The organism is Paenibacillus harenae (assembly GCF_030812415.1).
GTDB classification, from domain to species: domain Bacteria; phylum Bacillota; class Bacilli; order Paenibacillales; family Paenibacillaceae; genus Pristimantibacillus; species Pristimantibacillus harenae_A.
Map to the genome: position 1 here is coordinate 561,301 of NZ_JAUSST010000001.1, position 15,137 is coordinate 576,437.

Here is a 15,137-nt window from a genome sequence, read left to right on the forward strand (position 1 = left end):
CTTCCTTTGGATCCAATGTATAACACCGCCATCCCAATGATGTTCCAATACCGCTGATCTGCTGACTCTAATCTACAAAATAGACGGCAACAAAGGGATGTGCCGTATAAAGGCTACATCCCTTTGTCCAAGATAAGGAGCTTACTGGTGAAGCAAACAGCGCTTATCTTTCACGTGACCCGGCTTCCTGACTGTTTCCGGTAGCGCTGCCCCGTTAACAGTCAGACCGGTCCAGCTTGCCGAACATCTATATAAACAGCCGCAGGCAGGTCCATGGTACCGCCCTACGGTTGGTCATACGTTCGTCATGCTCTCGCCTGCTTGCAATGGTTGCTCGTTACTTATACTATACGCAAAGCCGCGGGAGAGTGTGCGAATACCCGCAAATTAATGCTAAGCCTTCGTATCGATGCCCGCTTTCACGTCAATTACGTATTTCTCGATCGCGCCTTGTTCCAATTGCACTTCGTAATTCAGCACCGTATTGTCGTCCGACCACACTAGCTGAGCTAGCTTACCATTCTTGCGGTCCGTCTCGACGAGCAGCGATTGATCCGCCACATTGTATATTTTCACCTGAAACCCTTCCGCGATTGCCTGCATTTCGCCATTCGGAGAGACAACGGCGATCGTAGCCGGCACATCGCTCATAATGCCTTGATAGCCGGGCGTCGATGGGAGGCTTCCTTCCGATGGAGCTTCAGTGCCTCCGAACCCGCTGCTCGAACCATTATCCGTTGCATCCGTCGTCTCCGTCTCCGGATCGGACGCAGGTTCTTCTGCCTTGCCGACCTCGCCTGCGCCGGTCGCCATGTCCGGATCTACGCGATTACCATCCGAAGAATTTCCGCTCTGGTCCTGCGAACCGATGGTAGGCTGTCCACCTCCATCCGAACCGTTCTTCGATTCGGTGTCAGCACCGGCGTCCGGCGCGGCCTGATGCGCCTTGGGCTCTAAATTGGCCTTCAAGCGTACGTCGGCCTCCTGTTCGACCATCATATCGGTAACCGCTTCATTGGCGCTTAACGACTTCCCGCTATCGGCGCTATCGAAGCTTGGTCCGATGCCTGCGTTATAGCTTATAATAAACAAGCCGGAAACGACCGCCGCTGCTATAAGTCCGCCCATAACGCGCAATGACGGGAAGCGGCGGCTTCGAGCCGCACGACGTACAGGAATGAGTTCCCGCACCGTTTCATTGGCGTCCACGTCTTGTTCAGTCTCGCTTCCGCCTCGTCCGTCAAGTTCCAAACGCCGCAGCTCCGGCAAAATCGCATCGACCAAGCTGTAACTCGGAACAACCTTAGGCAAACTAGTAAGATCGGCGGACAGCATTTGAAGTCTATCATACATTGCTGCGCAGTCCGGACAATGTCTTGTATGATTCATCAAGACGCTGTACTCGCTCTCGTCGAGATCGCCGTCTAGCTGCCTTTGCATCAATTCCATCACCTCTTGACAATTCATCCCCGGACACCACCTTTCTGATATTCATGGAGTAAAGTTTGCAGTTGCTGCCTAGCTCTAAACAAATAAGACTTTACCGTGTTGAGCGGCAAATCGAGTGAATCGGCAATTTCGTTGTAAGAAAAATCTTGCAAGTAACGAAGCACGACGACTGCCCGATGATGCTCGGGTAGCTTGTCGATCGCGGAGCGTATGTCTTGAACCGCATAGGCGGTCATTACCTCGTCCTCCACGTTCTGCTTCTCATGAAAAACCATTTCATGCTCGTCGATCGAAACCGTCGGCTTGTTCCTTCGGAATTTGTCTATGCAAATATTCGTTACTATCCGTTGAATCCATGTTTTGAACTGCGCCTTCTCTTCGTAAGAGCCGATCTTCGTATAGATGCGTATAAGGGCCTCCTGGGCCGCATCCATAGCGTCCTGCTCGTTATTCAATATATAATAGGCTGTCCGATAAACATGGGTTTCAATCTCGCGCAATAGAGTGATTAAAGCATCGCGATCTCCCGACTGAGCGGCTCGTATGAGGTCCGGCTCCACCACGAAGGATCCCCCTCTCTTGCAACCTCTCTGACGAGGCGGTTGCCTTAAAAGTTGCAGATTTTTTTTAAAAATTCCAAGAATTTATACGTTTCACTGTTAGATAGCGAAGAATTCACTGCGAAAAGCTTGCTTTTGCCGCCTGAGGACAACGTCAGACGTTACTCTAGTTTATATACTAAGTTATTTCGGGAAAGTTTCATGACAGACAACTCCACATTAAAGGATACCAAATATTCGATATCCCGTATATAGAAAAGCGATGATCCGTTAGTAATTGTAAACGAAAAATAGCCCTCGGCTCATTGAGCGGGGCGATTGCTTAGACCGATAGCGGCTATGCATTCAGTGATTGGCTTAGCCGCTAGCTTCTAATAAGCAGTCCATGTCGAGATACCGAGAAGGAAACCTCTCCGTCCACGTCCGTTCGCCATAAACGGACGCCCGCGGAATCCAGTCTTGCAAGCACGTCCGGATGCGGATGACCGTAGCTGTTCGTCGCGCCTACCGATGCCACCGCTCCCATCGGTCGCCAATAATCAAGCCACTCCTTGCTTGTCGAATACCTGCTGCCATGATGGGCAACCTTCAACACCGCGGCATGACCGAAAAGCTTAATTGCTTCCGGTGTGTCTTGTAAACGGTCGATTATCGCTTGCTCCGTCACTGTATTAATGTCGCCGGACAGTACGAATAGCTGATCGTAGAGCCGAAGCGCCAGGACGACGCTAATTTCATTTTGCTCCTGCCCGAGAACGATGTCATTCTTAACCGCCCGAGGCGGCCATAATACTTGAACATTCGTATTCGCATCCATATCCATCTTCATTCCCGCATGTACCGCGTACATCGGAATACGCTTGGCAAGCGCCGTTCGGATAAGCTCCTGAGCATCCTCGGCTTGCTTCACGGTCCCGTTCCACCATATGCTCTTGACCGGAATCGATTCCACCACCGCCTGCAGCCCTCGAATATGATCGCTATCGAGATGTGTAATGACGAGCGCGTCAATCTCGCGGACGCCTCGTTTCATTAGGAGAGGCACGAGCAGCTTCCGCCCCACTTCGAAAGGATCGCTTCTTGCGCGCCACTCTTCTCCGGGCTTCGCGAACGTTAACGTACCGCCGCCGTCGATGAGCAGATGTTTGCCTTCCGGCGTCCTTATATGTATGGCATCGCCTTGCCAGACATCAATAACGCTGACTATCGCCTTGTTATCCCAGCGATTCGGCTCGTACGCCCAGAATAGAAGGATGCCGAAGATGGAGAGCAAGATTAGCGGTATTAATGTTTTTTTATACGAAAAACCGTTATGCTGATCGCCTTCCTTCGCCGGTAGATCAAAACGCTGGCGCAATTCGGCCAACGGATCAGGCCATTCGGCTGCATCTTGGATCGGAAGGGGGATCGTTGGTGTGTCAAGCCGAGCCGCAGCCATCGTTGCCTGGACTTGGCCGGAGGCGGCATTGTCGTCGGCGGGATGGCCAGTCACACGTTGATTAAGCCCATGAAACGTAATGCCAAGCGCAACCAGCCACGCAGCAACCCACCATAACGGCGGGCTTGCCCAGATCGTTCGCAGCATGTCCGCGGCGGCAAGCTTCTCGACAAGCGCGAACGTCCAGTCGTTAGCGTAATGCGATACATAGGCGAGCGCTTGTCCGCCACCCTCCCAGAAGGAACCGATTATTAACGCAACGGCGCCAATCGGCATAACGACAAAGCTGATAAGCGGGACGAGAATGAAATTGGCAGGCAGCGATAACAGATGAAGCTGATTAAAGTAATAGATCGTTATCGGGAACGATACAAGCTGGGCAACTAGCGTAACCGCCGCGAGGTCGAGCAGCGGCTTGCCTCTTCGCCATTGCGGCATCGCCTTGCGCACGGGCGCCACGCCGACTATAAGACCGGCCGTGACGATGAAGGAGAGCTGGAAGCTTACATTCTCAAGGAAATACGGATCATAGATAAGCATAGCAAGCGCCGCGGCGGCCAGCAAATGCAACCCGTCCTTAAACTTGCCCATCCGTGCCGCAAGCAGTCCGAGTATCGCCATAATACCGGCACGCATGACAGACGGCGATGCGCCCGAAAGCAGGACGTATAGCGGCACGGCCAGCGTAAGCAACAGCAGCGTCCGCTCGCGCGTCAGTCTCGCGAGCCGCAGCATGGCTCCAAGCGCGTAGAGAAACACCGCGACGTGCAGGCCCGATATGGCCAATATATGTGTCAAGCCAAGACGCGAAAATTGCTGGAACTGCTCCGGGTCGAGGTCCTCGCGAATGCCGAGGACGAGACCCTTCATGTACCCGGACTGATCGGACGGGTACAGGGCGTTCATCCGTGCGCCGAGGCTGTCGCGCACGGCATCGACGCGGCCGAGCATAGCGGCCGCGCTCCAAGCAGGGCCAGCCGCCGCTTTGACGGAGGCGGCGCCCTTAGCCTTGAGCAGCCAGTGGATGCGCTGGCTGCGAAGGTAGCGGCGGTAGTCGAAGCCGCCGCTATTCGTCGCTTCGGCCGGCTGCGCCAGCTCGCCGGCAACGACGACGCGGTCGCCGCGCTTCCAGCCCGCGGCGACAGCTTGCTCCGGCTGCTCCGCCAGCCGCACCTGAACGAGCAGCCGCTCGCGCACCGCTCGCGGCGCCGCATCCCCCTTCACGCGCAGACGTTCCGTCCTGACGCGGAAGCTGACCCGGTCGCCGTCGATCCGGGCGACCGACACGATCACCCCCTCCGCCTCCGCTTCATAAGCGGCTCGCGGCCCTTCCGCCTGTGCGGCGGCCATCAGCTCCGGCAGCGCGGTTACGTTATGGGCATCCGCCCATAAACGCTCCCCTGCCGCAAGCCCCGCCGCCAACAGACAGGCGATCGCCAATCTCGGCGACGCCTTCCCGAACAGCACGCCGGCCGCGGCCATGAGCACGGCCGCCCCGCCCGCATACACCATGCCGCGCGGGCTAAGACCCGCCGCCGCCGCACTGCCGCCTACATAACAGAGCACAAACCAAATAAGCGGCCTTCTGCTCATGCTTATATCCCCCTTCCCGCCTCGGTCGCAGCGAAATAGCACAAAGAACCCCCACCCTCATCAAAAGATGCGAGCGGAGGTTCTTCCTCTGCACTGCGATATGAATTTTAAGTTCAACGATCATGATCGATGCTACAACGTGATTTCCATCTGCGCTTGAGCGGGCGGGTCGAACTGATCCAAGCTGCGAAACACAATCCCCTTCTGCTCCATAAGCGCAGCGACCTTCTCGCTATCTTTAGGATAGCTTCGATGGTATACGATCTCGACGATACCGCTATTGGCAAGCATATTCGCGCAAGTCCAGCACGGCTGGTCGGTAACGTAGACGATAGAGCCTTCCCGATCCGCACGGTCGGTGAACAAGAGCAGATTTTGCTCGGCGTGGATCGTCCGGATGCAGCGCTGCTTCTTCACGACCCGCTCCTTGCCGCCCTCGAGCTTCACCTCGATCTCTTCCGCGATCATGCAGCCGGCTTCCAGGCAATCATGCACTCCCATAGGAGCGCCGTTATACGCAGTTCCAAGCAGCTTCTTGCCCTGCACGAGCACGGCTCCGACATGTCTCCTTGGGCAACGCGAGCGCGTTGACACCATATAGGCAATATCCATGAAATACGTGTCCCAGTCTTTGCGAACAGTTTCCTGCGTTTCCTTCAACATTGTTCAGCTTCTCCCTTTCTCATGCTGCTTCTATCCATCATGCTGTATAGGTTGTCGTTATGGATCTTGCTTAAACGTCCTGTTGGCTAAGCGTCAGCGCCTGACTCAGGTCTGCCAAAATATCGTCGATGCCTTCCGTTCCGATAGACAAGCGGATCATGCCAGGCGCAACGCCTGCCGCATTCTGCTCATCGGCCGACAGTTGCTGGTGGGTCGTGCTCGCCGGATGGATAATAAGCGACTTCGAATCGCCGACGTTAGCCAAATGCGAGAACAGCTTGACCGAGTTGATCACCTTCTTGCCGGCTTCTACGCCGCCTTTGATTCCAAATGTGAGAATGGCGCCTTTGCCCTTCGGCAAATACTTCTGCGCGAGCTCGTAGGACGGATGGCTCGGAAGACCCGGGTAGTTGACCCATTCAACCGACTCATGCGCTTCCAGGAACTCCGCAACCCTCTGGGCGTTCGAGCTATGGCGCTCCATGCGCAAATGCAGCGTCTCAAGACCTTGCAGCAGCAAGAACGAGTTGAACGGCGACAGCGCCGCGCCCATATCGCGAAGCAACTGTACGCGTGCTTTAATAATGTAAGCGATCGGACCAACCGCATCCGTGTACACAACGCCGTGGTAGCTTGGGTCCGGTTCGGTAAGTCCGGGGAACTTTCCGCTGGCTTTCCAATCGAATTTGCCGCCGTCGACGATGACGCCTCCGATCGATGTGCCGTGACCGCCGATGAACTTTGTTGCGGAATGGACAACGATATCGACGCCATGCTCAATCGGACGGCACAGGTAAGGGCTTGGGAACGTATTGTCAACGATAAAAGGAATGCCGTTCTCGTGCGCAATCGCCGCAACGGCTTCCAGGTCGATAATATCGCCCTTCGGATTGCCGATCGTCTCCGCAAATACGGCTTTCGTTCGCTCGTTGATCGCAGCGCGGAAGTTCTCGGGATTGGATGGATCTACGAATTTGACCGTGATGCCAAGCTTCGGAAGCGTCGTGGAGAACAGGTTGTACGTACCGCCATACAGGCTGGTAGCGGAGACAATCTCGTCGCCTGTGCCGGCAATGTTAAGCAGCGCATACGTAATCGCGGACTGGCCGGATGCGACCGCGAGCGCTGCCGGAGCCCCTTCGAGCTCGGCTACGCGCTTCTCGAATACGTCCGAGGTCGGGTTCATAAGGCGCGTATAGATGTTGCCGAATTCTTGCAATGAAAATAAGCTTGCTGCGTGATCCGTATCTCTAAATCCGTACGACGTCGTTTGGTAAATCGGTACTGCGCGCGACATGGTCGTTGGATCGATTTGTTGGCCTCCGTGGACGGCTACCGTATCAAGAGAGAGCTTTCGTTGTTCAGGCATGTTATGAACTCCTCCTATAAATGAAAGATGATTGCTTATACGGTCAAAAGCTCATAACCTGCCTCGTAAGCTTCAGTCTTTCGCCTGCAACCGCTTCTTTCCATTATCTCACAATCATGGACGAGCTACAATGTCCTCTTTGAATCCCGCAAGCAGCTTTTCGCCTATTCCTCGCACTCTAAGCAGATCATTTACCGTGGCAAAAGGACCATTCTGCTCCCTATCTTCGACAATGGCCCGCGCCTTAGCCTGGCCAATTCCTTTCAACGCGTCCAGTTCGGCTGCTGTCGCTTGATTAATATCAAGCTTGCCGGTCCCTTCATCCGAATTACCCTCAGACTCGATGCCGGCTCCGATATCCGGAGTAACGGCGCCGCTTGCATCTTTCTCCTCATCCTTCGTTTCCCGTGCTTTCCCCTTATCTTGAACATTGCCGTTCTCTTCATTCGTCAGCACCATTCCCTCGCCATCGGAAGTTGAATCAAGCCCGTTCAAAGCATGCTCCACCTCTTCATTCATTGCAGTCCACTCTTCTGCATAAGGCTGCTTCGGCTGCGTGAACGCCGCACCGAACAAAACAGCCGCTAGCACAAGGCATATAGCTGCAAACAGCCATAGCTTCGCATCCGCGCGAGCATTCCTTTTTTTCATGGTGCAACAGCTCCTTCGTCTTCATAAAATAACTACAAGTTTATTTGCGCGCATAATTGCATGCATATGAAACAAGTCTTGCAGAATATGGTAAGAGAGTACGCAAAACGCGGCTTATGCTTAGGGGGGCTCCGCATGAATGTCGGTTTTATCGGGACGGGAACGATGGGAAGCCTGCTGATCGAGGCTTTTATCGCATCGGGCGCGCTTTCGCCTGCACAAATTGTTATTAGCAACCGCACCTTTGCGAAGGCGCAAGCTTTGGCCGACCGTTACTCCGGCATTAGAGCAGAGAAGACGAATGCTGCGGTTGCTTGCGGCTGCGAAATCGTATTCTTATGCATCAAGCCTCATGAGTTCAAGAAAGCGGTCGACGATTTGAAGGCGATCGTCCATCCACGGCAAATCATCGTATCCATTACAAGTCCGGTGCTTATCGCCCAACTTGAAGACGAACTGAACTGCAAAATCGCAAAAGTCATACCAAGCATTACGAATCAAGTATCGAGCGGCGCAACATTATGCATTTATGGCGAGCGTATGGACGAAACGGATAAGGCAAAGCTTGAAGGAATCCTCGCCCACATTAGCGAACCGCTGCGCATACAAGAATCGCATACGCGCATTGTATCCGATCTGTCCAGTTGCGGCCCTGCCTTCTTCACCTTCCTGCTGGAGCAATTCATAGAGGCGGCAACTGAGGAGACAGGTATCGCTCGCGAAGAAGCTCGGAAAGTCGCCAGCGCGATGCTCCTCGGCACGGGCTTGCTGCTTACGGAGGGAGGCTTAACGCCTGCCGACGTGCAAGAGAGAGTCGCAGTCCCGGGCGGTATCACGGCGCAAGCGCTGGAGTACTTGAAGCGCGAGACCGGCGGCATGTTCAATCAGCTTATTCGTACGACGCATAATAAATACAGGGACGACTTAGTCAAGGTTTCAGCCTCATTCATGAGCGAAGAGGTGAACGGGCAATAGCTGTTCTTCAGCTAAAGCCCGCTCACCTCTTCGAAGTTTTGCGGCTGTATTTTGTATTAATTGGCTACGATATTGACAAGCTTGCCTTTGACGGCAACGACTTTGCGAATGGTCTTGCCTTCGATCAGCTCTTGAACTTTCTCAAGCTCCTTAGCCAAACGCTCCATCTCGTCGGTTTCCGTATCGGCAGCAATCGAGAGGCGCTCTACGATTTTGCCGTTTACTTGGACAACAATCTCTACCTCTTGATCGACGGTCCAGGCTTCCTCGTACTTCGGCCATTCGGAATACGTAATCGTCTCCGCACGGCCAAGCTTCTCCCACAGCTCTTCCGCGATATGCGGCGCGATCGGGGACAGCATTTGCAGGAACTGACCCATCGCCTCGCGCGGAAGCACTTCCGTCTTATACGCTTCGTTAACGAAAATCATCAGTTGGCTAATAACGGTATTGAAGCGCAGGTTCTCGTAATCCTCGGTCACCTTTTTAATCGAACGATGCCATGTGCGCTTGAACGATTCGCTTGTATCGCCGTCGGAAATTTTCGCGCTCAAGCTTCCGTCCTCGTTAACGAATAAGCGCCATACGCGGCTCAAGAAGCGGTAAGTGCCTTCAACACCGTTCGTATTCCACGGCTTCGTCGCTTCAAGCGGCCCCATGAACATTTCGTACATGCGGAGCGTATCCGCGCCGAACTCGCCGACGATGTCGTCCGGGTTGATGACGTTGCCTCGAGATTTGGACATCTTCTCGTTGTTCGTTCCGAGAATCATCCCTTGGTTCACAAGCTTGTGGAACGGTTCTTTCGTATCTACAACGCCGATGTCGTACAGTACTTTATGCCAGAAGCGCGCATACAGCAAGTGCAGTACCGCATGCTCGGCGCCGCCGATATAGAGATCGACCGGCAGCCATTCCTTCTGCTTCTCCTTCGAGCAAATCTCGTTCTCGTTCTTCGGATCGATGAAGCGCAAATAGTACCAGCAGCTGCCGGCCCATTGCGGCATCGTGTTCGTCTCGCGGCGGGCTTTCATACCCGTCTCCGGATCGATTGTGTTGACCCACTCCGTGACATTCGCCAGCGGCGACTCGCCCGTGCCGGACGGCTTGATGGCATCGACATCAGGCAGCAAGAGCGGAAGCTGATCCTCTGGTACAGCTTTCATCGTGCCGTCCTCCAAATGAAGAATCGGAATCGGCTCGCCCCAGTAGCGTTGACGGCTGAACAGCCAGTCGCGTAGGCGATACGTGACTTTGCCCTGCCCTTTGCCCGTCTCATCCAGATGTTTAATCATCGCCGCAATGGCGTCTTCATTACTCAGACCGTTAATGAAATCGGAGTTCACATGCGCGCCGTCCCCGGCAAACGCTTCCTTCGTTACGTCTCCGCCTGCAACGACTTCAATAATCGGCAAATCGAACTGCTTCGCGAACTCCCAGTCGCGGACGTCGTGACCAGGCACAGCCATAATGGCTCCCGTGCCATAGCCCGCAAGCACGTAATCGGCAATCCAGATCGGCGTCTTCGCGCCGTTCACCGGATTGATCGCATAAGCGCCGGTAAAGACGCCCGTCTTATCCTTCGCCAAATCCGTGCGCTCCAGATCGCTCTTGCGCGCGGCAGCTTCTTGATACGCTTCAACATCAGCCTTACGATCCGACGTCGTAATGGATGCTACAAGTTCGTGTTCGGGAGCAAGCACGCAATAGGTTGCGCCGAACAGCGTGTCGGGTCGAGTCGTGAACACAACGAGCGCGTCGTTATGGCCGTCAATGGCGAATGTAACTTCCGCGCCCGTCGACTTGCCGATCCAGTTGCGCTGCATATCCTTGATGCTTTCCGTCCAATCCAGCTCCTCCAGATCTTCAAGCAAGCGCTCGGCGTACTCGGTAATTCTAAGTATCCATTGGCGCATCGGCTTACGGATAACCTGATGACCGCCGCGTTCGCTAAGGCCGTCGATTACTTCCTCGTTGGCAAGCACCGTACCCAGCGCCGGGCACCAGTTGACCGGAACTTCGGCCACGTAAGCAAGTCCGCGGTTATACAATTGGATGAAAATCCACTGCGTCCATTTATAATAGTCCGGATCGGTCGTGCTGAATTCGCGATCCCAATCGTAGGAGAACCCTAGCGATTTGATTTGGCGACGGAAGTTGTCGATATTTTTGAACGTAATATCTCTTGGATGCTGGCCCGTATCGAGCGCGTGCTGTTCGGCAGGCAAGCCGAAGGCGTCCCAGCCCATCGGGTGAAGAACGTTGTAGCCCTGCATCCGCTTAAAGCGGGATACGATGTCCGTAGCGGTATAGCCTTCCGGATGGCCTACATGCAATCCGGCTCCGGACGGATACGGGAACATATCCAGCGCGTAAAATTTAGGTTTGCCCTTCTCGTCCTTCGTTTGGAACGTCTTGTTCTTATCCCAATATTGCTGCCATTTCGGCTCGACAACAAGCGGGTTGTAGCCGTGATATTGCTGCTCCTGACTCATCTTTTATTCCTCCTACAAAGTTAAACTTGCTCACGTTGCGCGCTCAATCTAAGGGCCCCATTACGAGTGAATTTACAGGCAATAGACGCTTTGATTGCAATAAAAAAACTCCCGCCCCCAGCGTATTACGCTAGGGACGAGAGATTCGGCTCCCGTGGTACCACCCTAGTTAGCGACGGGCATGCTTTGTCCGTGCTCACTTGTCGCCTTTAACGCAGGCCGGACGGCGCGTATGGATAACGCGCAGCTCCAAGGCGAGATTCGTTCCGCAGCAGGTCCGGCTTGCACCCTTACACCGGCTCTCTTTGCCTTGCTTTGCGAAAGTACTGCTCCTCTTCAACGCTTCCTATGGATGAAAATAGTTATTTTCGATTATAAAGATCGTATTGATATGTGTCAAGATACGACAAGCGCCCTTCTCATGGCTCTGACGCTTCCGATCATCGCGACGAGTACTAAACAATGCAGCAACACCGATACCCCCGCGCCCCATTCGCCAAGGAGCATTACGAACAGCCACAAGAAAACCGGAGGTAGCTGAATGAAGCACAGCAGGAACAAAATCCCGAGCAGCACATAATTCGTCCATTTCAGCTTCGCGTTCATAGCGCAAATAACGGCAGCGAGAAGCACAATGCTAAGTCCGATAGATACGTAGCCCCATAGCTGCACCGTCTCTCCCTCCGATCCAATCTCAGGACCGAGAAAGCCATAATCGAAAAACACATCTCCGACATAACAAGCGCCGATGGCCAGCGACAGCAGCGCTGCAACTACGGCGTACGCATAACTTTTGTTCATCCAATATGACCTGCCCTCAGCTTCTTCTTGCGGCGCAATGCCTCCCATACAGAAACGAAGGCAAATAGGAGTGTAATCGACAGCGTGCACCAGATAGACAGCTCTAAAATACGACTGAATCGCGCCACGCTCCAGCCGTCCTCGCCGATAATCCAGTAAGCGACCCGATTAGGGACACTTAAACCGTCGTTCATAACGGGATTGGAATTGAAGGCTACAGTGGAGACTAGGGCGACATTGCCTATCAGGCTTAATAGTACGGCAACCAGGACGGTCTTCGACCAAGCCGAGGAGACGGATGCCGCCCTCGCAACAACCGCATATCCAATGACGATAACCAAGCATCCGATTATATAGATCAAAGCTATTCCCTCCACTAAAAAACGTTGGACTGCTTTCTACTAAACGGATACGTCCAGGAAAAGGTTGCCGGAATATCCCAATTATTGCGCATTGACGGTTTTGTCGGCGGCCGCATACCAGCCCGCGAGCCCGAATAAGGCCGATACAATTAAAATCATCCATAACGAAGCCGTCCAATCATGCGTAGCGTCGTGCAGCAAACCGAACAGCAGCGGTCCGGCTGCCGCCAACAAGTAGCCGATCGATTGCGCCATGCCGGATAGCTCCGCCGATTGCTCGGTGCTGGCAGTGCGCAGGACGAAGAACATAACCGCCAGACTGAAACCTGCCCCTCCCGAGATGCCTAGCAGCATAATCCATAGCGGGATCCACGCGGACGGAGCGATTAGCAGTCCCAGGTAGGAGACGACAAGCAAGATTGCCGTAATCATGGCAAGCGGCCGCTGGCTTCGGCTCTTCGCCGCGATTATCGGCACGATGAACGTCGCGGGCAGGCTGACGATCTGAAGCAGGAACAGCATCCATCCCGCTCCGCTATGACTCATGCCGCGGTCATGCAATAGTTCCGGAAGCCACGTTATATTGACGTAGAACGAGAACGATTGCAACCCCATGAATAACGTAACCTGCCAGGCAAGCGCGGAACGTAAGAGCTTATTGCCGGCTGCGGCGCCGGTTGCCGAATTCCTGTTATGATCCGTTTTAACAAGCCTTTGCTTATGTTGCAGTTGCCGCACGCGAACTTGCGGCAGCCAAGCGGCGGCGGCAATGAGGGCAAGCAGAGACCAGGATGCGAGCATCCCTTCCCAGCCGAGCCCGAGGCCAACGGCCATCGGAATGCTGAAGCCCGAAGCAAGGCCCGCCCCGAGGTTCATTACGACGGAAAATAATCCGGTCATCAAGCCTAACGAAGCGGGAAAATCGCGTTTGATCAAGCTGGGCAGCAACACGTTGGCAATCGCGATCGCCATGCCAAGCAGTACGGTTCCGGCAAGCAATGCAGTCAAGGTCGGGAGCGAGCGGGTAATTACGGCTCCAGCGAGGACGAGCATCGCCAGAAAGAGGCTCGTCTCCATGCCGATCCGGCTGGCAATGCGCGGCGCCAGCGGGGATATAAGCGCGAATGCCAGCAACGGCAGCGTTGTCAGCAAGCCGGTCATCGTGCTCGAGATGCCGAAAGTCTGTTGAATATTCGACACGATAGGACCGACTGCCGTTATAGGCGCGCGTAAATTAACGGCAATGATCAGAATGCCTGCTATTAATAACCACGTGCCGCCAAACGCGGCCCGTGTTGCAGTCGACGATGAACTCGGCAACGATTGTTCTGAATTTATGGTTTTCACTTCGGTTTCCCTTCTCTCCTGCTGTATGTGACTCTTGGTTGAAGCGAAGCACTAACCCTGGTATGCCTTGACTCTGTACCAATATTCGTAAGCATGCGCGAAACCCAGTTTGTCATAAAGCCGATTGGCAGGCGCGTTCGCTTTGACGACAAGCAAATAACCATGCGTTGCGCCTTCCCTTTTTGCCCATGAAAGCAAATGACGAATAAGCTTCTCGCCATAGCCTTTATTGCGGAACTGCTCGTCCGTAACGACGTCGTACAAGCCAACCCATCGTTGTTCCAGCGAGGCGAACCCGCAGGCGACAGGAATGCCGTTATCGTACAGCAGCCCATAACACTTCTTAACCGAGGATGACGCCAGCATCGTTTGGGTGGCGGACTTTTGTTCTTCGGTCAAACGGTTGAAAACGGCAACCGCATCCAGCCACAGCTCGGATAAATCCGTCTCCAGGCTAATTTCCGCATCCGAATAGGATGGCAGTTCCATATCGTCCAATACGACCGTCTTCACGCTTGTTGGATCGACTAGCTTATAATTCAAATCAGCCAATATCCCGTCCAATCCGGCCGGTCTCGCGAAAGGCGTCACTTTGAAAACGGTTGGCGCCTGCAGCCCGTTATATAGGGTTTCACATTGGTTGATTTTCAACTCTGTTGGAAGCGAATGACCGTATAGGGGCTGAACCGAGTTGGAACGTTTCGTATAACCGTCCGCCGTACGAATAAGCCAGCCATCGCAAAGAATCGTTTGAAGCGCGGGCCAGCCATTGAGACTCATCTCTTCGAGCTTTAAATGGATCAATCTGTTGATTTGAGCCATATGATGACGGTCGTGCCATAGGAAATCTTTCAAATACGACTCGAATTGGAACGAATGGCCATCGGCATCTACATACGCATGTTCATATCCGGCTATACTCAAGCCTTCAATGACGTTGATAATGCGTCCGCGGATGGTGACGGCGTGCTCAGCCAACCGGCGAATGGACGTTGAAAGCCCATAGCTTTTGGCGATCTCGTTGTATGAATCGTAATCGATATGTTTGACCGTTAACGGCTCCGATTCCGCAGCCTTTGCGATCGCTTCTTCGAAGAAATAATCGTCCCAGCGCGCAATATGGGCTACAACTTCGCGAACCGTCCATTTCCCTTCCGCAATGCTCTGATTCCACAATGACTCCCCTAGCTTCTCTATATGTACGATAAAATGATTCCACTCTCCGAATTGCTCAAGCAACTGCTCTCTTAATGTAAGCTCTATTCCCATACTCTTTCCCCCCCAAGAAAAATTTGCACAGCGAAAATGATCTCATTTTTAGAAGATTCTAACATCCGAATTCTATAACGACAACCATGCTCCTCTTTATGCACGGACTTCGATTTTGAACCATATTCTTAAAAAAAAGAAGCTGCCAATTCGGCAGCCTCCGTA

General features: G+C 53.7%; 12 protein-coding genes and 1 other annotated feature. Of the genes, 1 reads left to right on the forward strand and 11 read right to left on the reverse strand.

Annotated features, from left to right (window positions below; all coding sequences use genetic code 11):
• Positions 1–393: 393 nt before the first annotated feature.
• The 6 genes from J2T14_RS02700 to J2T14_RS02725 form a co-directional block, all read right to left on the reverse strand.
• A complete protein-coding gene (locus tag J2T14_RS02700) occupies positions 394–1,467 on the reverse strand; it encodes an anti-sigma factor (RefSeq protein ID WP_307467454.1) in 1,074 nt (357 codons plus the stop codon).
• Entirely contained in the window at positions 1,464–2,012 is a 549-nt protein-coding gene (locus tag J2T14_RS02705) for an RNA polymerase sigma factor (RefSeq protein ID WP_307201934.1), read from the reverse strand. Before J2T14_RS02705 ends, J2T14_RS02700 begins: the two co-directional genes overlap by 4 nt.
• Positions 2,013–2,373: 361 nt before the next feature.
• Positions 2,374–5,040, reverse strand: a complete 2,667-nt coding sequence (locus J2T14_RS02710) for a ComEC/Rec2 family competence protein (protein ID WP_307467457.1) — start codon at positions 5,038–5,040, stop codon at positions 2,374–2,376.
• A gap of 132 nt (positions 5,041–5,172) precedes the next feature.
• Positions 5,173–5,703, reverse strand: a complete 531-nt coding sequence (locus J2T14_RS02715) for a deoxycytidylate deaminase (protein ID WP_307201940.1) — start codon at positions 5,701–5,703, stop codon at positions 5,173–5,175.
• Between the two features lie 70 nt (positions 5,704–5,773).
• Positions 5,774–7,072, reverse strand: a complete 1,299-nt coding sequence (locus J2T14_RS02720; RefSeq protein WP_307467459.1) for a homocysteine synthase — start codon at positions 7,070–7,072, stop codon at positions 5,774–5,776.
• 114 nt (positions 7,073–7,186) lie between these two features.
• The gene (locus tag J2T14_RS02725; RefSeq protein ID WP_307467461.1) at positions 7,187–7,723 is read right to left on the reverse strand and encodes a ComEA family DNA-binding protein; all 537 of its coding nucleotides are present in this window, start codon (positions 7,721–7,723) and stop codon (positions 7,187–7,189) included.
• A 135-nt stretch (positions 7,724–7,858) separates the two neighbouring features.
• On the opposite strand from J2T14_RS02725, the gene comER reads away from it, so the two are divergent.
• Positions 7,859–8,698, forward strand: coding sequence for a late competence protein ComER (gene comER, locus J2T14_RS02730; protein WP_307467464.1), 840 nt, complete (start codon positions 7,859–7,861; stop codon positions 8,696–8,698).
• 56 nt (positions 8,699–8,754) lie between these two features.
• Here the strand turns inward: comER and leuS are convergent, their stop codons facing one another.
• The 5 genes from leuS to J2T14_RS02755 form a co-directional block, all read right to left on the reverse strand.
• A complete protein-coding gene (gene leuS / locus J2T14_RS02735) occupies positions 8,755–11,193 on the reverse strand; it encodes a leucine--tRNA ligase (RefSeq protein ID WP_307467467.1) in 2,439 nt (812 codons plus the stop codon).
• A gap of 129 nt (positions 11,194–11,322) precedes the next feature.
• Positions 11,323–11,542, reverse strand: a binding site (T-box leader).
• Between the two features lie 47 nt (positions 11,543–11,589).
• Positions 11,590–11,994 carry a hypothetical protein gene (locus tag J2T14_RS02740; RefSeq protein WP_307467469.1) on the reverse strand — a complete coding sequence of 135 codons (405 nt, stop codon included), beginning with the start codon at positions 11,992–11,994 and terminating at the stop codon, positions 11,590–11,592.
• Positions 11,991–12,356 carry a hypothetical protein gene (locus tag J2T14_RS02745; protein WP_307467472.1) on the reverse strand — a complete coding sequence of 122 codons (366 nt, stop codon included), beginning with the start codon at positions 12,354–12,356 and terminating at the stop codon, positions 11,991–11,993. Before J2T14_RS02745 ends, J2T14_RS02740 begins: the two co-directional genes overlap by 4 nt.
• 81 nt (positions 12,357–12,437) lie before the next feature.
• Positions 12,438–13,703: a CynX/NimT family MFS transporter gene (locus J2T14_RS02750; protein ID WP_307467474.1), complete on the reverse strand. Its 1,266-nt coding sequence runs from the start codon at positions 13,701–13,703 to the stop codon at positions 12,438–12,440.
• A 51-nt stretch (positions 13,704–13,754) separates the two neighbouring features.
• Entirely contained in the window at positions 13,755–14,972 is a 1,218-nt protein-coding gene (locus J2T14_RS02755) for a GNAT family N-acetyltransferase (RefSeq protein ID WP_307467477.1), read from the reverse strand.
• Between the last annotated feature and the right edge of the window lie 165 nt (positions 14,973–15,137).

Bases quoted from the DNA above. Each gene is read 5' to 3' on its own strand.
- J2T14_RS02700 (WP_307467454.1), bottom strand. From the start codon at position 1,467: ATGAATTGTCAAGAGGTGATGGAATTGATGCAAAGGCAGCTAGACGGC.
- J2T14_RS02710 (WP_307467457.1), bottom strand. From the start codon at position 5,040: ATGAGCAGAAGGCCGCTTATTTGGTTTGTGCTCTGTTATGTAGGCGGC.
- J2T14_RS02715 (WP_307201940.1), bottom strand. From the start codon at position 5,703: ATGTTGAAGGAAACGCAGGAAACTGTTCGCAAAGACTGGGACACGTAT.
- J2T14_RS02720 (WP_307467459.1), bottom strand. From the start codon at position 7,072: ATGCCTGAACAACGAAAGCTCTCTCTTGATACGGTAGCCGTCCACGGA.
- J2T14_RS02725 (WP_307467461.1), bottom strand. From the start codon at position 7,723: ATGAAAAAAAGGAATGCTCGCGCGGATGCGAAGCTATGGCTGTTTGCA.
- comER (WP_307467464.1), top strand. From the start codon at position 7,859: ATGAATGTCGGTTTTATCGGGACGGGAACGATGGGAAGCCTGCTGATC.
- leuS (WP_307467467.1), bottom strand. From the start codon at position 11,193: ATGAGTCAGGAGCAGCAATATCACGGCTACAACCCGCTTGTTGTCGAG.
- J2T14_RS02740 (WP_307467469.1), bottom strand. From the start codon at position 11,994: ATGAACAAAAGTTATGCGTACGCCGTAGTTGCAGCGCTGCTGTCGCTG.
- J2T14_RS02755 (WP_307467477.1), bottom strand. From the start codon at position 14,972: ATGGGAATAGAGCTTACATTAAGAGAGCAGTTGCTTGAGCAATTCGGA.